This is a genomic window from Paraburkholderia sp. CI3 (assembly GCF_050436505.1).
Lineage (GTDB): Bacteria > Pseudomonadota > Gammaproteobacteria > Burkholderiales > Burkholderiaceae > Paraburkholderia > Paraburkholderia tuberum.
Genome location: NZ_JBNDMI010000004.1, coordinates 1594043 through 1610850 on the forward strand (window position 1 = coordinate 1594043; position 16808 = coordinate 1610850).

Consider the following 16808-nt stretch of genomic DNA (forward strand, 5'->3'; position numbering starts at 1 on the left):
AGGTTTGGCTATGACTGCCCTGAACAATTCTTACGCGGCACAAATGCACGCCCTGACTCCTGGTGCGCTCGGATCGTACCTCGATGAGTTCGCCTCGGAACTCGCACGCAAGGGTTATGCACCAGTGACTATTTCCGGGTACGCCGCATCGATCGCGCATTTTGGAGGCTGGATTGAACGCCGCCATATTGCTGTTGAAGCGATCGATGACCAATGCGTAAAGGCTTTTGCCGCCCATCGATGTCGGTGTCCGGGCGCACGCCAACATCAGTCAGTCTCTCGCAAGTATGTTGCACGTGTTGCGCTATTCATCGGGTATTTGCGGCAGCGAGGCATACTCAGCCAGATCGGAGATCCCGTTCGCCCTGAACCGCCCGCTGCCCTCGGCGAATTCTGCAACTGGCTGCTCCATCATCGTGGCCTGTCCCCACGGACCATTGACCGGCATAACCGTTTGATCAGCAAGCTGCTGCCGGCGTTGGGCACCGACACGACGCGATGGGACGCTGCAATCGTACGTGATGTCACCACTGCAGAAGTGAAGCGCAACAAGATTCCCAATGCCAAGTGTGTCATCTCGGCTTTGAGGATGTATCTGCGGTTTCTCGCATCGGTCAGTCTATGCCGCCCAGCTCTGGACCTCGCGGTACCGACAGTTGCACACTGGCGGCTGTCGGCGCTCCCCAGGTATCTGGCGGAGGACGATATTCAACGTATCGTCGACTCATGCGATCTCGAAAGAGATACCGGTGTACGAGACCATGCAATTCTGCTTCTCCTGGCCCGTCTCGGTTTGCGTGGAGGTGACATCGTAAATCTACGTCTTGACGATATCGACTGGCGCTCGGCGCAGCTTCAGCTCAGGGGTAAAAGCCGTCGGGAAGTCCGGCTCCCGTTACCACAAGATGCGGGCGATGCATTGCTTGAGTATCTTGTGCGAGTTCGGCCTCCGACTCCTGTCGATCAGGTGTTCCTCTGCATGAATGCGCCGTGGCGACCATTCGCGACCTCTGCGACCGTGTGTTCGATCGTCGGCTTTGCGTTATGCCGTGCCGGCATTGGCGAACCTCCATCGAAGGGTGCGAATCTTCTTCGGCATTCTGTCGCGACATCAATGCTACGGGGAGGTGCCACCCTGGACGCTATCGGGACGGTCCTCCGGCATCGATCATCCCAGACAACAGCCCACTACGCGAAGGTCGACGTGGTGTTGTTACGCGAGATCGCGCAGCCTTGGCCTGGGGGTGTGTCATGCTAGCTACCGCCGTCAGCCGTTATGTCGAACTGCATCATGCTATGGGCTTCAAGTTTCATGCACAAAGTGGGCTCCTGCGAGGCTTCGCGGCATTCGCCGATGCACGCCAGGACGGATTTATTCGAACGCAAAGCGTTATCGATTGGGCGGGACAGGCGCCATCTGGCGCACAACGTCGAAATCGTCTGCTCACCGTACGACGATTCGCATTGGCCATGCAGGCAGAGGATCCACGCCACGAATGCCCGCCAGGTGATGTATTTGGCCGCGAGTCCCCCAAGCGGGGTATCCGGCACATATATTCCCGCTCCGATCTGTCTACACTGCTGGCAGCAGCGGCACAACTTGAACCTGCTAGATCGCTGCGCCCGGCAACGTACGTCACATTGTTCGCGCTACTCGCGGCAACAGGACTGAGAATCTCGGAGGCGCTCGCGCTGACGATCGACGACTTTACTGATGATGGGCTCGTCATCCGGGCGACCAAGTTCAGCAAGAACCGGCTGGTGCCGCTTCATGAGACCACCGATCTGGCATTACGCGCCTATCTTGCGAGACGTGCGCGAGTCGGCGCCTGCGATTCGAACTTCTTTGTCTCGGCTAATGGGCATCGCCTCTGCTACGACACAGTTATGTCTGTGTTTCTAAAGCTTGTCCGTTCAAGCGGACTACGCGAAGGTCCCGGCAAACCAGGACCGCGGATTCACGATTTACGCCACACATTTGCTGTGCGATCGCTGGAACAGTGCACCGGGGACCGACGCTCCATAGGACGACATGTGCTTGCCCTCAGCACATACCTGGGCCATGCCCACGTGGCAGACACGTACTGGTATCTACAGGCTACGCCGATCTTGACGGCACAGATTGCCGCCGCCGGCGAAGTCCTGTTCTCGGGAGATCGACTGTGACCAAGCTCGCACACCATCTCGGATGCTTTCTGCGCGAGCATCTACCGCGCGAGCGCGGGGCCAGCGCAAACACGTGCGATGCGTACGCATATGCCTTCCAGCTGCTGGTCTGTTTTGCGGCAAAGCGTATGCATACCCAGCCGTCCTTGCTGGAGATTGATCAGGTTGACGCTCCACTGATTCTCGCATTTCTGGAGCATCTGGAGAGTGAGCGACGATGCTCGTCAAGGACCAGGAACGCACGTCTCGCCGCGATCAAATCGTTCTTCCGCTATCTCGAATATCATGATGTTTCTTGCCTCGACCAGGCAAGGCGCATTCATGCAATCCCTCAGAAGAGAACCGACGAGACGCTCGTTGACTACCTGACTATGCCCGAGATGCAGTCGATCCTGGATGCCCCGGATTCGACGACTTCAATGGGTATTCGTGATCGTGCCATGTTGCATCTTGCCTTCGCGGCGGGCCTCCGAGTTTCAGAGCTGGTTCAGTTGCGGCTCGACCAGTTGGAGCTTTCGCCGCAGGCTGCGGTTCACGTCTATGGCAAAGGGAGGCGTGAACGTGTGCTCCCGTTATGGAAGCAAACCGCTACGGCAATACGTGCATGGCTCGCCGTGCGAGAGCAGGTGAGCGATCCAGAACTGTTTCTGAATGCACGCGGCGGTGCCATGACACGCGCCGGCTTCGAATACATCCTGGCCAAACATGCGAAGGCTGCCGTAGTACTCCAGCCATCGCTTGCGGCGAAACGCATCTCGCCACATGTGCTGCGACATTCCTGCGCGATGCATACCCTGCAGGCAACACACGATGTCCGAAGGGTTGCTCTCTGGCTCGGGCACGCCAGAGTTCAGAGCACGGAGATTTATCTACGCGCAGACCCGACAGAGAAACTGGAGGCGCTCGCCGCGACCGGAATTCCGAACCTTCGACGAGGTTGTTTCCGTCCGCCTGACGCTCTGATCGAGATGCTCAGAACGAAGCACTAGCCCATTATACGCAGCGTCACCCAGCCCACGGCCCCTTCTGACCCGTGTACTGCCGGCCAACTGCGCATAACCGGCAACTCCGCATAACAGCGCATGTCAGTGACGCCCGCCACCAGCCAGACGCGTGTACCCGTGGGTAGAGAGATCACGATCGCACGCTCCCCAGGACGACGCGTAGCGTGTCGGCGTCGACAACGCCGTCGACCTTGACTACCACGTCACCGAACCGGATCTCGATCGTCCCGGCTCGTGCAGTCCGGTTGCAGACGTCCCTTGCATCCGGTGGCATCGCCACGCGCGCCGGCAGCGTTTCATGAACCACCGCCACGGGAATCAGGGACATCGTTTCGGCCTGCAATTGCGCGCGATACCGACGCCGCCATGTGAACAGCATGTTCGCATTGATGCCATTCTCCCGCGCCAGCTTCGCGACCGACACACCGGGCTCACAGGCCGCGGCTGCAAGTCGGCGTCGAAACTCCGGATCATGGTTCGGGCGTCCCTTGCGGCTACCCGGCTTGACTTCCGACTCTGTCACAGTGATGTCCATCAAATCGAAAATGATGGGCACTACTTTGATGTCGGTCCTCGTCGCCGTCTACGACGGCCGTCGTGAGGTGCTTACACATCAACTACGCGCACGGAATTGGTGTCCGTCACGTAGTCATCGAGGGCTTCAGGGAGGAGAAAGCTTTGCGTACGATTGTCGCCTTGAACGAACCGTTTCATCTTGCTCATCCTTCGCTATCGGATGGCAAATTGTAGTGCTCCAAAATGCGTTTTGACACGATCTGGGCCATGAAGAGACACTCACGAGGCGCCACCGACTCGACACTCTATAGCGGCCGATCCACCCAGGAAGCGGTCTTACAGGTGTCCGTCGATCAATGCACTGACATCACGAGCGTGAATGCGGTACCGATGCGCTCTGTCCGAGCGCGGAAAGAGCGAAACTGCCAGCGCCGAAGCAGGTCTGAAACGGCCCGCGTACGTCAAGCCTATCTGCGACCTCTTCGTTTGCGGGAGCAAGAGACATCCCAGCGCCCGGTTGATCGATCGATTCCACAAGCTCCCGATGGGGCGACGCTAGCAGTCGGCTAGGGATAACGGCGACGGTGCGCCGCGATGACGCTTTCGTCTCCACGCTCGAACCGTACGAGTCCAACTGCGTGGTCTCATCCGCAGTTCGATCAGGCGGCGCAGCCTTGAGGCTGCCGCAAAGTGTCGTCACGACTATCAGGACGGCCTTCGTCAGCCTGTTCACGCCTGCCCCCGACGTTGCTTCGCCTTTCATCGTTCAACCTCCATCGTCCGACGGCGATACACACGACCTGCCTCGACAAATCCCTGCGGTGTTAGCTGAAAGCGCCGAGTGGAGCGGTAGCCGACCTACTCGACGCGCCCCCGCCTCTTGCCGCAACCGGAATTCTGGTCTGGCGGAAACATCCATCGGCGAGTGCAGCAACAGCAACAGCAGCATCAGCGCGATTTCATGGCCGCTGAAGCGGCGGCGCAACCTCGTAAGCGGCTTGGACGGGATGCTCATCGACATGGCTGGCTCGTGCGTGATCGTCATCGGGGCGAGTCTCCACCTCAGAAATTCAGCCCGATCGCGACCGCTTGTGTATCGATGAGAACGGGTGAATGAAGTGCGCGGTGAGTTTACGTCCAGTACTTGAAACTGGTCACGCTTCGCTCGTAGCCAGTCATGCCACGGCGCTCGCGTCGAATGCGCACGGGAGAGTTGTATTCTTCTAGCATTTGCGTGGCGGGGCGGCCTTGCGTCGGGACATGCGCCTTCCATTCGGAACGGTCGGCGACGGGAACAGCAGGCGAGGGCTCGGCGTTCTCTGGACTCTCTGCGGCCAGGCATTCGAGCGGCAATTGCGCATTCGCACCGACGACGAGAATGGCCTGCATCAGACCGGGCGTTCGAGACGCACACATTGCGGCTATTGCCACAATACACGCGGCAACGACATAGCTTGCCCGAATGCGAGGTAGTCTGATCGTGTGCATCTTGCGTTCTCCATCACGCGCGAAAGAAAGTCACACAGCGCGTTTTTAATTGACCAACGACGATAAATGTCTGACGGTTCAGGTTGTATTGCGTACATCAGAAAGGCCCGAAGCCAAACAAATCCGCGCAACGCGATTGAGCGCTTCGCTGGCGGGCACGCTCCCGAAACTGCTATCGAGCGTTTCCCTCAGGTGCGACGTCATAAAGTCGACGAAGGTTTTGATCTTCGCGTCGATATGATGTCTACATGAATAGACGACGAACACTCTCGTGCGTTGAAGACGACACTCAGGGAATAACTGAATGAGCTTTCCATTCCGGATGTCGTCAATCACGCAATGGACCGGCAATGCCGCGATGCCTGCGCCTGCCAGCGCCGCGAGACGGGTCGCCTCGGTGTCGTTGATGACGAACTGGCTGCCCGCTTCAGGTTCCGCGGACCTGACGAGGCTCAACCCGATGGGATGGTCGTCGGGTTTGGCGTTGAAGGGGATCGGCGTCAGCGCATGATCTTCGAGGTCGCTCGCTCTTTCGATCCGATGCGTCTGAAGAAAAGCGGGCGCGGCCACTAGCACACGTTCGCATTGCCAGATCAGCTTGCATACGTTGCGCGAGTCGGGCAGCGTCGGCGCGGACACGATGGAGACGTCCACCTCGTCTGCGATCAGGTTCGCCATACGCGGCAGGAACTTGAGATGCACTGAAACGGCAGGAAAACGCCTGCGATAGTCGATGATCGAGTGCGTCAACTGTCCGAGGCCGAGATCGGTTACGCAGTGAACGCGGAGTTTTCCGCGCGCGCGGGTGTGGGCGTCGCGTGCTTCGGCTTCGGCATCGTCGAGGTCGGCCAGGATCCTCTTGCACTTCTGGTAGTAGCGCTTGCCGGGTTCCGTCAGCGATACCCGACGTGTCGTGCGTTGCAGGAGCCGCGCCTGCAGCTGGTCTTCGAGTGACAGGACAGCACGCGATACGTTCCCCTTGCTGCAACTCATATGCTCCGCAACGACGCTGAAGCTTCCCGCCTCGACTACTCGGGAGAAGATGCGCATGCTCATGAACTTGTCCATGGAACCGTTCACCTCGTGCTGTCTGATTCGGGTCGCTCTTCAGCGCAATGAGACTTTCCCGCTTGGAAGAACGATAGACCGAGGCGAACGATTGAACCATCCCTACATTGGGATCGTCGCTTAATCCATGTGGTCAGCCGGCGATACGTTGGTATAGGTGTCGATCTTGCTGCGCAGACTGTCGCCAGCCAGCGGCATTTCGCCGGCTCGGTAGCCTGTCGCGTCGAACAGATCCAGTCATGGCAGAGAGAGGATATCAATGCCACCGTGCCTTTCCGACCATGCGGCGCGTTTATCAACCGAGGATCAAACATGACTGTCAAACACTACGTCATTGCCTTGCAACAGGCGTTCGTGACTGGAGAAGGGCTCGCAGAAGTCGGCGCGGTCGTTTCGTCGCATAGCGAGCGTTGCGGAACAGCGGGCTCGCGTCGACGCGGAGCGCAACGACCTTGTCGCGGAGCGCAGCCAATTCACCGACACATTTCCGGCTATGGCGCACGTTATGACCACCGGAATGTCCGCTTATCAGTGCGCCAGATGGCAGCTCAGGGTGGCGTGCTGCCGATCGGCGACGACAGTAGCACCTGCAACGCGGCGCCTTCGGGCGCTGTTTCACGTCCTGCAAGGGAATACAGCTTGAGCGATCGCTGATCGAGCAGCTACTGGGCCGCTGCTGTGAGCTTTAACCCGGGCCGCAAAGCTTGCGGCGGCTCTTGCTGACCTTTGCGCTGGTCGGATACCTGCTCGATGCCCTTCTTTACAACTTCTTCAAGAAACGTCAGGCGAGCCCGATAGTAGTCAGCACGCAGTTGCGCATCCAGCACCTGCTTCTCAGCCTGAAACAACTCCATGCGCAGATCGTTCAGCGCACGTTCAGCCTGCTTCTCTGGAGTAGGGGCGTGAGGCGAAGTCCAGTTAGCAATCCACCGCAGCATGGTGAAACCCTCTCAACGCCGCAGGTTGGTCTTGGCGAGCTCGATCACTTCGTCGCCGCGGCCGTTGATGATGGCCTTGAGCATGTAGAGGCTAAAGCCTTTGGCCTGTTCGAGCTTGACCGCCGGCGGCATCACCAGTTCCTGTTTGGCGGTCACAACGTCGACGAGCACCGGACCATTGTGCGCAAATGCCTTGCGCAGCGCCGGCTCGACATCCTCGGACTGCTCGACACGCAGACCGAGCACGCCCATCGCATTGGCCATCGCGGCGAAGTCGGGGTTCTTCAGGTCGGTAGCCGTATCCAGATAGCCGCTCGCCTTCATTTCCATCGCGACAAAGCCTAATGACGCGTTGTCATAGACAATGACTTTTACCGGCAGGCCGAGCTGAACGAGCGAAATGAAATCGCCCATCAGCATTGAGAAGCCGCCGTCACCAGACAATGAGATGACCTGGCGCCCCGGAAACGCGGCTTGTGCGCCGAGCGCTTGCGGCATCGCATTGGCCATCGATCCGTGGTTGAACGAGCCGATCAGGCGGCGCTTGCCATTCATGCCGAGATAGCGTGCGGCCCAGACAGTGGGCGTGCCCACGTCGGCAGTAAAGATCGCGTCCTGGGTGGCCAATTCGCTGATGAGCCGGGTCAGGTACTGCGGATGAGTCGGCCGCCCCGGCGCCGACGGCAGGGCGAGATCGTCAAGGTCCTGGCGCGCATTCGCGTAGTGCTTAAGCGTTGCGTCGAGGAAACGCCGGTTCGTCTTCGGCTGCAGTTTGGGCAGCAACGCGTCGAGCGTCTCTGCAACGCCGCCGACGATACCCAGATCGAGTTGCGCGCGGCGGCCCAGTGCGTCCGGATTGACGTCGATCTGCACGATCTTCGCCTGGCTCGGGTAAAAGTGCCGATACGGAAAATCCGTACCGAGCATCACCAGCACATCGCAGTTCAGCATCGCCTGATAGCCCGAACTGAAGCCGATGAACCCGGTCATCCCGACATCGAACGGGTTGTCCCATTCCACGTGCTCCTTGCCGCGCAGCGCGTGTACAACGGGCGCCCCCAGTTTATCGGCTAGTGCGACAACCTGGTCGTGGGCGTCCGCGCAGCCGCTGCCGCACAACAGCGTGATCGCCTCGTGGCGGTCGAGCACTTCTGCGAGGCGCTCGAGTCCTGCTTCGTCGGGCAGCACCCGGGCACGCATCGGCGGCGCCCAGTGCGCGGTTGGAACCGCTGCCTCCTGCAACGCGACGTCGCCAGGAATCACGATCACGGCCACACCGCGCTTGAGGATCGCCGCGCGCATTGCGCGGTGCAGGACCTGCGGCATCTGCGCGGGGTTGGTAACCAGCTCGACGAAATGGCTGCATTCCTTGAACAGTTCCTGTGGATGCGTTTCCTGGAAGTAGTTCAGACCGATTTCCGATGACGGAATATGCGCTGCGATGGCCAATACCGGTACGTGGTTGCGGTGCGCATCGAACAGGCCGTTGATCAGATGGAGGTTGCCCGGCCCGCAACTGCCCGCGCACACCGCGAGTTCGCCGGTGGCTGCGGCGTCCGCGCCAGCGGCGAACGCCGCGACTTCCTCGTGGCGTACGTGAAGCCACTGAATGCTCTTCATGCGGCGCAGGGCGTCGCTCAGACCATTGAGACTGTCACCGGTTACGCCCCAGATACGCTTCACACCGGCCTGTTCCAACGTCTTTGCCAGTTGGTCCGCTACGGTAGTTTTCGCCATGATGTTTCCCTGTTGTCGGTTGACGCCTGGAGCGGTATCGGGCAATGCAGGTTGAAGTCCAATATTTTAAGCGTGGGTGATTTCGATATCTTTCGGTAAATAACAGGATGCTTGGGAAACACTGATTTATCGGGCTCGGTCGTCATCGCTGACGGTCATTTCGGTGAAGCACTTCCCACAACACACGGCAGTAATATTCGGCCAATAGTTCACACGCTTCTGAACGTCTTCCTTCATCTCGCCGCATTCATCGCAGCGATCCAGGACACTGACCTGCAGCGGTCGGGAGCGCCACTGTTCGAGCGCCTTCATGTCAGCAGCCCTCGTGTTGATCTGCGGCGCCGATGGCGATGATGTTCGCGGCCATCTCCGCAGTTCTGCCGACGTTGGATCATCTCGGCGCAGCTCGAGCAATCTCTTTCGTTCGTGCTCATCGTGGCCCTCACTGGATACCGAAGGTGGCTAAGGTCAACAGTCCGGCGATACTCGTTCTTGTTCAGCCAGGGGACGAACGTGTAGCGTCGTACGCGTTGCTAGCGATATGAATCCGGTTATGCAGAACGTTTAACATGGCGCCCCTCAAATGAAATCGCAAAGTCCATGGAATCAAGATAAATGGACGACCCGAAGAAAGCCATTCTACGAACGGTCGCTGCAATCCTCCGTTGGCATAGCGCACTCATACATTTGGATAACTCGAGGCATCCGTGAATCTTGTGTTCGAGCCTTGGCCCCTTGGCGGTGATGTAACGTCAGCCGTTGCCCGTCAGACAATCATACGCAAGGATGAGACAGCAATTCCTAAGCAGGAGCAATTCCTGCCGTTCGTAGAATGGTCTTTTCTGTCTTGGGAGGTTAGTTTGATTCCATGGTCGCTGCCTTCGCGCAGCACACCTGCAAGGGCACCGTCTTCTTTGGTCAACGGTTTCGTCGGTCCTTCGGTCGGAGACCGTTGCGCTGGACCTGGTCTCCAAAGGCAACGGGGCGAAGGCTGTCAATCGATTTATCAGGTCGGGTTCGTCCAGGCTGCGCCCTTTGGCTTACGCCCGGAGTCTGGCAGAGCAAACGGAGATCGATTCGTGAGCACAGAAGACACAACTTGCACCGGAACGGACGTCAATCTGCCCGGTCAGCCCCGGTTACGCGAAGTGGCTACGCAGGTTGCTTATCAGGCGGCCAAACAGGCGCGCGATGACGGACTCACTGAACAGAAGCCGGGCGATGCAAAAATCGAGAAACTCATCGCGGCCAAGATTTGGCAGCCCGTGTATCAGGACCTTCGCTCCGCCTCGAACGTCGACGGCAATGTCGGCTCGCCCGATACCCAGTCATGATAGCGACCATACTTGATGCATTGCTGCCCGTCGCAGTCGCCATATGCCTGGGCTGGCTCGCAGGCAGATTGCGACTACTCGCTCACGACAACGCGCGAGTCCTCGCTGTGTTTGTCATTCGCTTTGCACTGCCGCTAGCGCTGTTTGAAGGTGCCGTCGAAACAACGCCTTCTAAGCTGGGAAACATTCCGTTGGTGGTGACACTCGCAGTTGGCTTGATGAGTATATTCCTGCTGGCACTCATGGTCGGCAAGTTTGCATTCAGGCACGACCTCAAAACGGCTTCCATTCAGGCGCTTGTTTGCGCCTTCCCCGACATGGCGTACTTCGGCGCGCCGATACTACTGGCCGTCTTTGGTCCCGAGGGCTTCATCCCGGTATTACTGGGCAACCTTGTAACGAGCCTGCTCATGTTGCCGCTGACGATTGTGCTTATCCAGGTGGCCGACACCAGCAGCGCAGCAAACGGGTCTCGAGGCATAGCATCGATTCTCCTGCACAGCATTGGAGCGGCGGTCACCAATCCGATGGTTTGGCTTCCTGTGTCCGGCGCAATCCTGTCTTTTCTGCATGTCCATCTGCCGCACCCGGTGATGGCGTCTGTCTCGATGGTTGCGAAATCGGCGGGAGGAACATCACTGTTCGCCTTGGGGCTCATGCTGTACGGAGAACCGTTCCGCATCAATGCGAACGTCTCAGTTAATCTGCTTCTGAAAAACTTCGCTCAACCGGTGGTCATGGGTGTCGCGGCATTGACGTCAGGACTCGGCGGAGCTCCCGCGCATCAGGCAATCATCACAGGTGCAGTTCCGACGGCAACCGCCGCAGCTATGTTTGCCCTGAAAAGCAAGACGTACGCTGCCAACGCTACTGCGACCATCCTCATCAGCACCATTCTCGGCATCGTTACGCAGGCAGCAATCATCGCATTCCTGCACTAATCCTTGACGCTCAACCAACCGTGCCCTCAGTGCGGTGGTAAGTTGGGAGCCCCAGGTGGCAAATACAAAAGAACGTAGAAGGAACGCTGTTGCGGATCGGCGACTACGAACCGGTCTGCCATAACTCACTCTGCGAACGACCGCGTCGGGTAATTTTCAAGTGCAGTTGCGGGTCGCGTGCCGCCAATTGCCCTCAGGCAGGGACCGGCCAGGAAGCGCCGGTCGCCTGTATCGCCAGGCAGACTCTCGGGTGAGCATTTTGCACCAGCAAGCGGCCGTTCGCTCGCCGACCTCATCCACGCAACCGCGGGCATCCGCAGTCCGCGCGGCCGCCTGGTCGCCTCGTCCTCTCACGTGCACTGACATGGACCCGACCGGCCCGCTCAGTGATGGTCGAAAAGCGCGAGTTGACCGCTCTTGTACATCTGCCGGACCTTCGTACGAAACGACGCCTTCGGCGACTTCTGGCACTCGGCAACAAGCGCGCCGATTGGTGTCGCAGTATCCTCCACCATCGTGTCAGTTTCCGTTACGCCGAGCTTGTCCACTCCCGCCACGTAGTAGACGACAGCGGGTCGGTAAGCTTCATCCACCGCCACGAAGTCCTCGCATTTCATTTTCAGCGGATTCATTTTTGTCGGGGCTTGCGCCCATGCCGGCATCACGATGACGGCTCCCAGAAGACAGGTGGCAGTCACAAAGCGCTTCATGTAACACTCCCAGACTCATGCGGGGGACGGCAAAGAAAGCCACCCGCTATTGATGACCCTCGGAAAGAACGAGGGAACTGACCGATTCGGCGATTCCGCAAGGTCTGCGTGCAGCGTGCGGAATTTCCTTCAAGCAGGATCGGCGCTGTCGGGAGTAAAGACAATTGGACTTTGGTATAGCTTGACCCTGACGGGGTCAAGGAATTTCCCCCCAACCAACTCATCTACTGCCGAATCCATCGTACGCAAACCGCGGACACGCTGTGCACGCCGCGCGGCCCACATTGCCGCGGGCATCGTTCGCTGCGGCACAAAACGATGTGCGCGGTTCAGAGAGTCGCCACGTCGTGCAGTACGCAGGCCAGAATCATCGCTTCCGCATTGATGGGCGTTGGGCGTGAGATCGGCTTGTAGACGGCGTCGCCGGGATTGATCGCTTGCCCGCTCATCGCGCAGAAGCCCGGCATGCGCGCGCGCCATGCGCCAGACCTGGTCGCCGAAACAGCCGCGCGTCGCATCGCGCCACGCAATCGTGGCCGTCGACGGCGTCGGCCGGTCGATCAGCGTCACCGCGGCGGTAAAGCATCCGTCGGCGCCGTGCGCCTTCTGACAGCGCTGCTCGGCCCCTTCCACAGCGGCCAACAGGCGCGAAGGCGTCCCCAGCAGACAGATGGTCTGCGCCCACGGATCCATCACGTTTGCGTTTGCCAGCATGTCGAAACTCCTTGCGAAAGCGATCGGGTTAGCATTGCTTCTGGACTTTGGGACGCGGCGAAGGGCAGCGCGCGCCGTTCTCTCCTGCGGTCCTAGCTGTCTCATCCTCGATGTCAGGCTGAAAGGCGAGAGCGGGCTGGCCTTCCAGCAGGCGATGGCGCGCGAGGCATTACATATGCCGGTGCTTTTTATATCTTTCGGCATCCCAACCGGTCGTCGGCTCTTCGATTGTGTAAGGAACTGACCGGGCCTGGTGCAGTTCGCGTCGCCTGGACAGATATCGACGCCCGGAGGCACGCAATCTTCGGAGGCGTCGAGCGCGACAAGAGTAAGAATTCGAGCAGCAGCAGAGGCAGGCAGGCAGGCAGGCAGGCGCGCCGGGCTGATCGAGCGGATACCGTTGCACTACAGAACCTGAAAGGCGGTGAATGCGCCGCCCACGAACACTTGCTGGGAGAAGATCTGCCAAAGCCCGCCCACTCGCACGCCAATCATGCACATGTATTGGAGTGGATTTGCGCCAACGCCCGGCTCCGGGTAGCCATTTGGAAAGCCGGCGATGTTGCTGTGCCCTGCGCCATAGACCATGAAAGGGGCGGCGCCTGCATGATTCGCGAAATCGCCGGCGCCAACGTTAGCATTCATTCCGCAGAGCTGCTGGGCCATGGTAGTGCCGACGTGCGGGTTCGGATGCCCCGGAATGCTGGGCGAAATATGAGCGCCATAGATCACCCCTCCCACGTCCTTCATGCAAAAACTGCAGCCGGTGAACTGTGTGGTGACCATCACGTCGGAGCCATCGAGACGTATACCGTCGATGGCGCCAAAGCTGGCAGCGCCCGGCGGTGGCCCCGGAATTACCACGATTCCTCTACCGGGGACGGCGGTCCAGTGCACGGCGCGCACGCTTGCTGCTGAAAAGCCGTACGCGCCTGCAGGAACCGGAACCCCCGCGACAGGCACGAACATGTAGCGATCCTGGGCCGCGTCGTAGGTGAAGTAAAAGTTCACGAGATTGCGGTCTAGCGCATCTGGCGCATAGCCCGTCGAACCGCGAACCATAATCTTGTTGTCTGTGAGAAACTGCAGTGGCGCGGCCGGGATAACGGTCGTCAGCAGATTTCTGCTGCCGTGGTCGCGCGCATGATGTGCATCCTCTACTATCCTGGCTTTCTGCAACAGGCGGCGATACTCAGCTGCCAACAATCCGGCACCGAGCGTCGTGGCCCGATTTGCGAGCGCATTGTTTCCAATGGCATGCCACAGGAGATAAATGACGCGTCGCATTTCGCGCTGGGCCTCGTTACCCGCGTTGTGCAGATTCTTCATCGACATCCCGTTTGAGAAATTCACGTAGCCGGCCTGGTGCGCGTTGGCCGGGGGATAGTGGTTCTGAATATAGGAACTGGCCAGAGCGTGCGCGCAGGCCTTCTCGGCGAAGGTCCCGATTGCCGAGGTTTGAATGAATCCAAGCGTGTCGTTGATCCTGACAGTCACGTCTTTCATGGCTATTCCCAAAGTGTCGTGTGCCGCAGCAATGGTCTCGCACCGATCCGTCCGCTCTCATGCATCTTTGACGCGAGTGGCGTAACAGCCCGACTCCTCTTGAACCCAAAAACCACAAGATCGTTGATATCAACTTCCCATCTCGACCTGGTTTTCGCGTCCAGATCGCTCGGGCAGAGGATGAGTAATCCGGGACGCATATCGCCACCCTCGCGGATCCTCGTGTAATTTTGCGTGCCTGGACGCCACGGTGATTCAAACCACGTGAACGAAATCCAGGTGCTTGTCCAGGATGTGAAGATGATCGCTCGGCGTCTGGATATCTTCTGTCACGGCGATCATCATCCCGTCCCTCCCCTCTCGCTTGAGGTTTTCGCGAACGGCGTCATTGTCACTGGCGGTAATGTTCACCTTCGACGACCGCTTGATCCCGATGGTGGGATTGCGCTTGCCGGTATGAAACGCAAAAGTGCACAGATCGGAGGTTGGGCTGGGGGTGAAGACTTTCCCCTTTCGCGCCTGGAAAGCCTGCTGGTTGACCAGATCCCCGCTGTGTTTGTTTTTGATGATGACGTCAGCGTTGTGGTAGTCGAGCACATAGGTCGCCACATCGGCGCATCCCAGCGCATTCTGAATCTGACTGATGTTGTGATATTCCTTACTTCCCACGTTCCAGCCGGCGATATAGAGCTCGTAGACCCTGTCACCACCGATCAACGCGACGGCGCGCGCGAACAATGTGTTTGTGCTGCCGCGCCAGCCCTGGGTTTTGTGGACGCCCACGAGCCGGTCGACGAGTACGCAGATAATCGCAGAACAGGTCGACATCGTGGGAAATGCGAGCGCTGTACCCTCTCCCGTCTGATCATCGTGAATCGACATCACGGTCCTGGTAACCGGCATGACATTCTCCTGAATTCCCCCTGCTGTCTTCGGTATCTGACCGGCCGGTAATCTCACGTAGCCCGGGCCACTGGCGCTCCCGCAGATGCCACGGCCTGCTCCCGTCACTCATGCCACGCCTCCAAGACATGCTGAAGCAGCCCCTGTCAGGCCGGCATCGCCGCGGGGCCGCTCGCTGCGTCAATCCGACTTCTCTTCCTCCTCGATCCAGGCTTTAGTGGGTCTGGTCCGGTTATCCGTCGCCACTACACCCACGCATTTGAACTTGCTGTTCTCACGTTCGAGGCAATTCTGCAGATTTTCGGCGTCCGTCGTCTTCGCATCGACCAGCATGCCGGGCGGGATGCAGCCATTCAGATCCTGAACCACGGGTTTCAGGGCTTCGTAGATGAGGCTGTAGCGGTTTCCCTTTTTCAAGGCCACGAAATTTTGCGGGCCCAACAGAAAGTCCTTCGCCTTCTGTGATTGCAGGGACATGTTGTGCAGCGCGGCGTGCAGGCTGGCTGCCTGAAAACAGTACGTGACGAACTGCGAGCAACTGATTCCCTTGCGACTGGAAAGCTTCACGCCCGTGATCCCGCGGTGCCAGGCTCGCACCGCGCGGACCAAAGAGTCGGCAGTCCAGGCTTCATTGGTCTGGCATTCATCTCCGCGCCGTCCGAAGGGAACGGTCGCCTTCACGACCTGTTGTTTCGTTTCGGCATATTTCACCATCCCAACCACCATGGGATCGTCGCTGCGCGTGGCCCATCTTGCGGCGAACCACGCTGCCGCCTCGGCCACGGCGGAGTTCCCGTAACGATAGACGAAGTACTTGATGTCGTCGTCGGTGACCGCTAGCGCGCCGACGGACTGCTGCACGACTCCCTGCAGGTTCCCGACGTCCTTGCTGTGGATGACGGTTTTTCCCTTGGCGTCAGCCACCCAGATCAGCGCATGCTTCGCTTCGTCGGTACTGTCGTCGTACTCGATAATGATGTCGCCGGGGGAAAAGTCCATATCTCGATCGGCTGATCAGAGCGGCCGTTGCTGTTGCGGAATGTGTGCCTGAACTGGGTACCTGAATTGCAGAGGCACCGTCATCGTATGCAGAGATCGGCCTTGACCAGAATCGCCGGGTTGATCCCGCCACTCTGGACGATCTGAACCACGATTGCACGCCCTCGCCCCGCCTCCGACGAATATTCAACGGGCTCCTCCACGACGACCCCTTCGCTAGCATCGATACTGTGACGAAAGCGCACCGCCTTGCCTTCCTTGGTGGTGGTCACCTTGAATTTTCCGTCACCGATATCTGTCACGGAATGGGTAATCTGAAATCCTGAGCATGGCGCAACCGTCCACGGTTTCGTGCCATAGACGAAGACCTGGTATAGAACCATTTCACCCGGGCCGGTTAGTGCGATCTCGGCAGGAAAGCCGTGCTCATCGTTGCTTTGTCCCAGGTATGTATCCACCTTGCTGGAAACATGAAAACCTCGATTGGCGAAACAGCCTGTGGCCTTTATCGGCGCGGATATGAGCTCGTTGCTATACACCCCCGCGAGATGCAAAAGATTGCCATCGGCAGATTCCCAAACCATCTTCACATCCATTCCGCATTTATCCTTCATCACCGTAAGCGGCACAAAGTGATCAAAACTGTAGTTGCAGGGATAACTGAAGACTGTCTTTGGAATGGTGATGGTTAGCCCAAGTTTGTTGGGTGTAGACATGTCCGCCCCTTCCGCTGAGTAGCACACGGGCCGCACTTAAGCCCGGATAAAAGGATAGGTAAACTGCA

The 16808-nt window shown here is 58.8% G+C and carries 16 protein-coding genes and 1 pseudogene; 6 read left to right on the plus strand and 11 right to left on the minus strand.

Annotated features, from left to right (window positions below; translation table 11 throughout):
- Positions 1–10 precede the first annotated feature (10 nt).
- Genes OKW29_RS28630 through OKW29_RS28640 form a run of 3 tightly spaced genes read left to right on the plus strand, consistent with a single transcriptional unit; the run spans position 11 to position 3155 of the window.
- Positions 11–1258 (plus strand): tyrosine-type recombinase/integrase, encoded by a 1248-nt coding sequence (locus OKW29_RS28630; protein ID WP_429293464.1) that lies wholly within the window; start codon positions 11–13, stop codon positions 1256–1258.
- Positions 1252–2166: a tyrosine-type recombinase/integrase gene (locus tag OKW29_RS28635; RefSeq protein WP_429293465.1), complete on the plus strand. Its 915-nt coding sequence runs from the start codon at positions 1252–1254 to the stop codon at positions 2164–2166. The genes OKW29_RS28630 and OKW29_RS28635 overlap by 7 nt, the downstream gene beginning before the upstream one ends.
- On the plus strand, positions 2163–3155 hold the full coding sequence (locus OKW29_RS28640) for a tyrosine-type recombinase/integrase (RefSeq protein ID WP_429293466.1): 993 nt from the start codon (positions 2163–2165) through the stop codon (positions 3153–3155). Before OKW29_RS28635 ends, OKW29_RS28640 begins: the two co-directional genes overlap by 4 nt.
- A 145-nt stretch (positions 3156–3300) precedes the next feature.
- Here OKW29_RS28640 and tnpA read toward each other — a convergent pair whose 3' ends face one another.
- From tnpA to poxB, 5 genes are all read right to left on the minus strand, one after another.
- Entirely contained in the window at positions 3301–3705 is a 405-nt protein-coding gene (gene tnpA / locus OKW29_RS28645) for an IS66-like element accessory protein TnpA (protein WP_429293467.1), read from the minus strand.
- 1112 nt (positions 3706–4817) lie between these two features.
- Positions 4818–5075: a hypothetical protein gene (locus OKW29_RS28650; protein ID WP_429293468.1), complete on the minus strand. Its 258-nt coding sequence runs from the start codon at positions 5073–5075 to the stop codon at positions 4818–4820.
- A gap of 177 nt (positions 5076–5252) precedes the next feature.
- Positions 5253–6242: a LysR family transcriptional regulator gene (locus OKW29_RS28655; RefSeq protein WP_429293469.1), complete on the minus strand. Its 990-nt coding sequence runs from the start codon at positions 6240–6242 to the stop codon at positions 5253–5255.
- 662 nt (positions 6243–6904) lie between these two features.
- The gene (locus tag OKW29_RS28660; protein WP_429293470.1) at positions 6905–7096 is read right to left on the minus strand and encodes a hypothetical protein; all 192 of its coding nucleotides are present in this window, start codon (positions 7094–7096) and stop codon (positions 6905–6907) included.
- A gap of 96 nt (positions 7097–7192) precedes the next feature.
- Positions 7193–8917: a ubiquinone-dependent pyruvate dehydrogenase gene (gene poxB / locus OKW29_RS28665; RefSeq protein ID WP_429293471.1), complete on the minus strand. Its 1725-nt coding sequence runs from the start codon at positions 8915–8917 to the stop codon at positions 7193–7195.
- A 1079-nt stretch (positions 8918–9996) separates the two neighbouring features.
- Here poxB and OKW29_RS28670 point away from each other — a divergent pair.
- Positions 9997–10251, plus strand: coding sequence for a hypothetical protein (locus OKW29_RS28670; RefSeq protein WP_429293472.1), 255 nt, complete (start codon positions 9997–9999; stop codon positions 10249–10251).
- Positions 10248–11192, plus strand: a complete 945-nt coding sequence (locus OKW29_RS28675) for an AEC family transporter (protein ID WP_429293473.1) — start codon at positions 10248–10250, stop codon at positions 11190–11192. The genes OKW29_RS28670 and OKW29_RS28675 overlap by 4 nt, the downstream gene beginning before the upstream one ends.
- 383 nt (positions 11193–11575) lie before the next feature.
- Here OKW29_RS28675 and OKW29_RS28680 read toward each other — a convergent pair whose 3' ends face one another.
- Together OKW29_RS28680 and OKW29_RS28685 are read right to left on the minus strand one after the other, a co-directional pair.
- Complete coding sequence (locus OKW29_RS28680; protein ID WP_429292647.1) at positions 11576–11902, minus strand: HdeA/HdeB family chaperone; 327 nt, start codon at positions 11900–11902, stop codon at positions 11576–11578.
- A gap of 129 nt (positions 11903–12031) precedes the next feature.
- On the minus strand, positions 12032–12616 hold the full coding sequence (locus OKW29_RS28685; RefSeq protein ID WP_429293474.1) for a hypothetical protein: 585 nt from the start codon (positions 12614–12616) through the stop codon (positions 12032–12034).
- A 91-nt stretch (positions 12617–12707) separates the two neighbouring features.
- Between OKW29_RS28685 and OKW29_RS28690 the strand changes: the two are divergent.
- Positions 12708–12812: pseudogene (locus OKW29_RS28690) on the plus strand (DNA-binding response regulator); the annotation flags it as partial.
- A 209-nt stretch (positions 12813–13021) separates the two neighbouring features.
- On the opposite strand, the gene OKW29_RS28695 reads toward OKW29_RS28690, so the two are convergent.
- The 4 genes from OKW29_RS28695 to OKW29_RS28710 all read right to left on the minus strand — a co-directional run bounded on the left by OKW29_RS28695 (position 13022) and on the right by OKW29_RS28710 (position 16740).
- Complete coding sequence (locus OKW29_RS28695) at positions 13022–14122, minus strand: hypothetical protein (protein ID WP_429293475.1); 1101 nt, start codon at positions 14120–14122, stop codon at positions 13022–13024.
- A 255-nt stretch (positions 14123–14377) separates the two neighbouring features.
- Entirely contained in the window at positions 14378–15025 is a 648-nt protein-coding gene (locus tag OKW29_RS28700) for a hypothetical protein (protein ID WP_429293476.1), read from the minus strand.
- 180 nt (positions 15026–15205) lie between these two features.
- The gene (locus OKW29_RS28705) at positions 15206–16024 is read right to left on the minus strand and encodes a hypothetical protein (protein ID WP_429293477.1); all 819 of its coding nucleotides are present in this window, start codon (positions 16022–16024) and stop codon (positions 15206–15208) included.
- 80 nt (positions 16025–16104) lie between these two features.
- On the minus strand, positions 16105–16740 hold the full coding sequence (locus OKW29_RS28710) for a hypothetical protein (protein ID WP_429293478.1): 636 nt from the start codon (positions 16738–16740) through the stop codon (positions 16105–16107).
- Positions 16741–16808 lie beyond the last annotated feature (68 nt).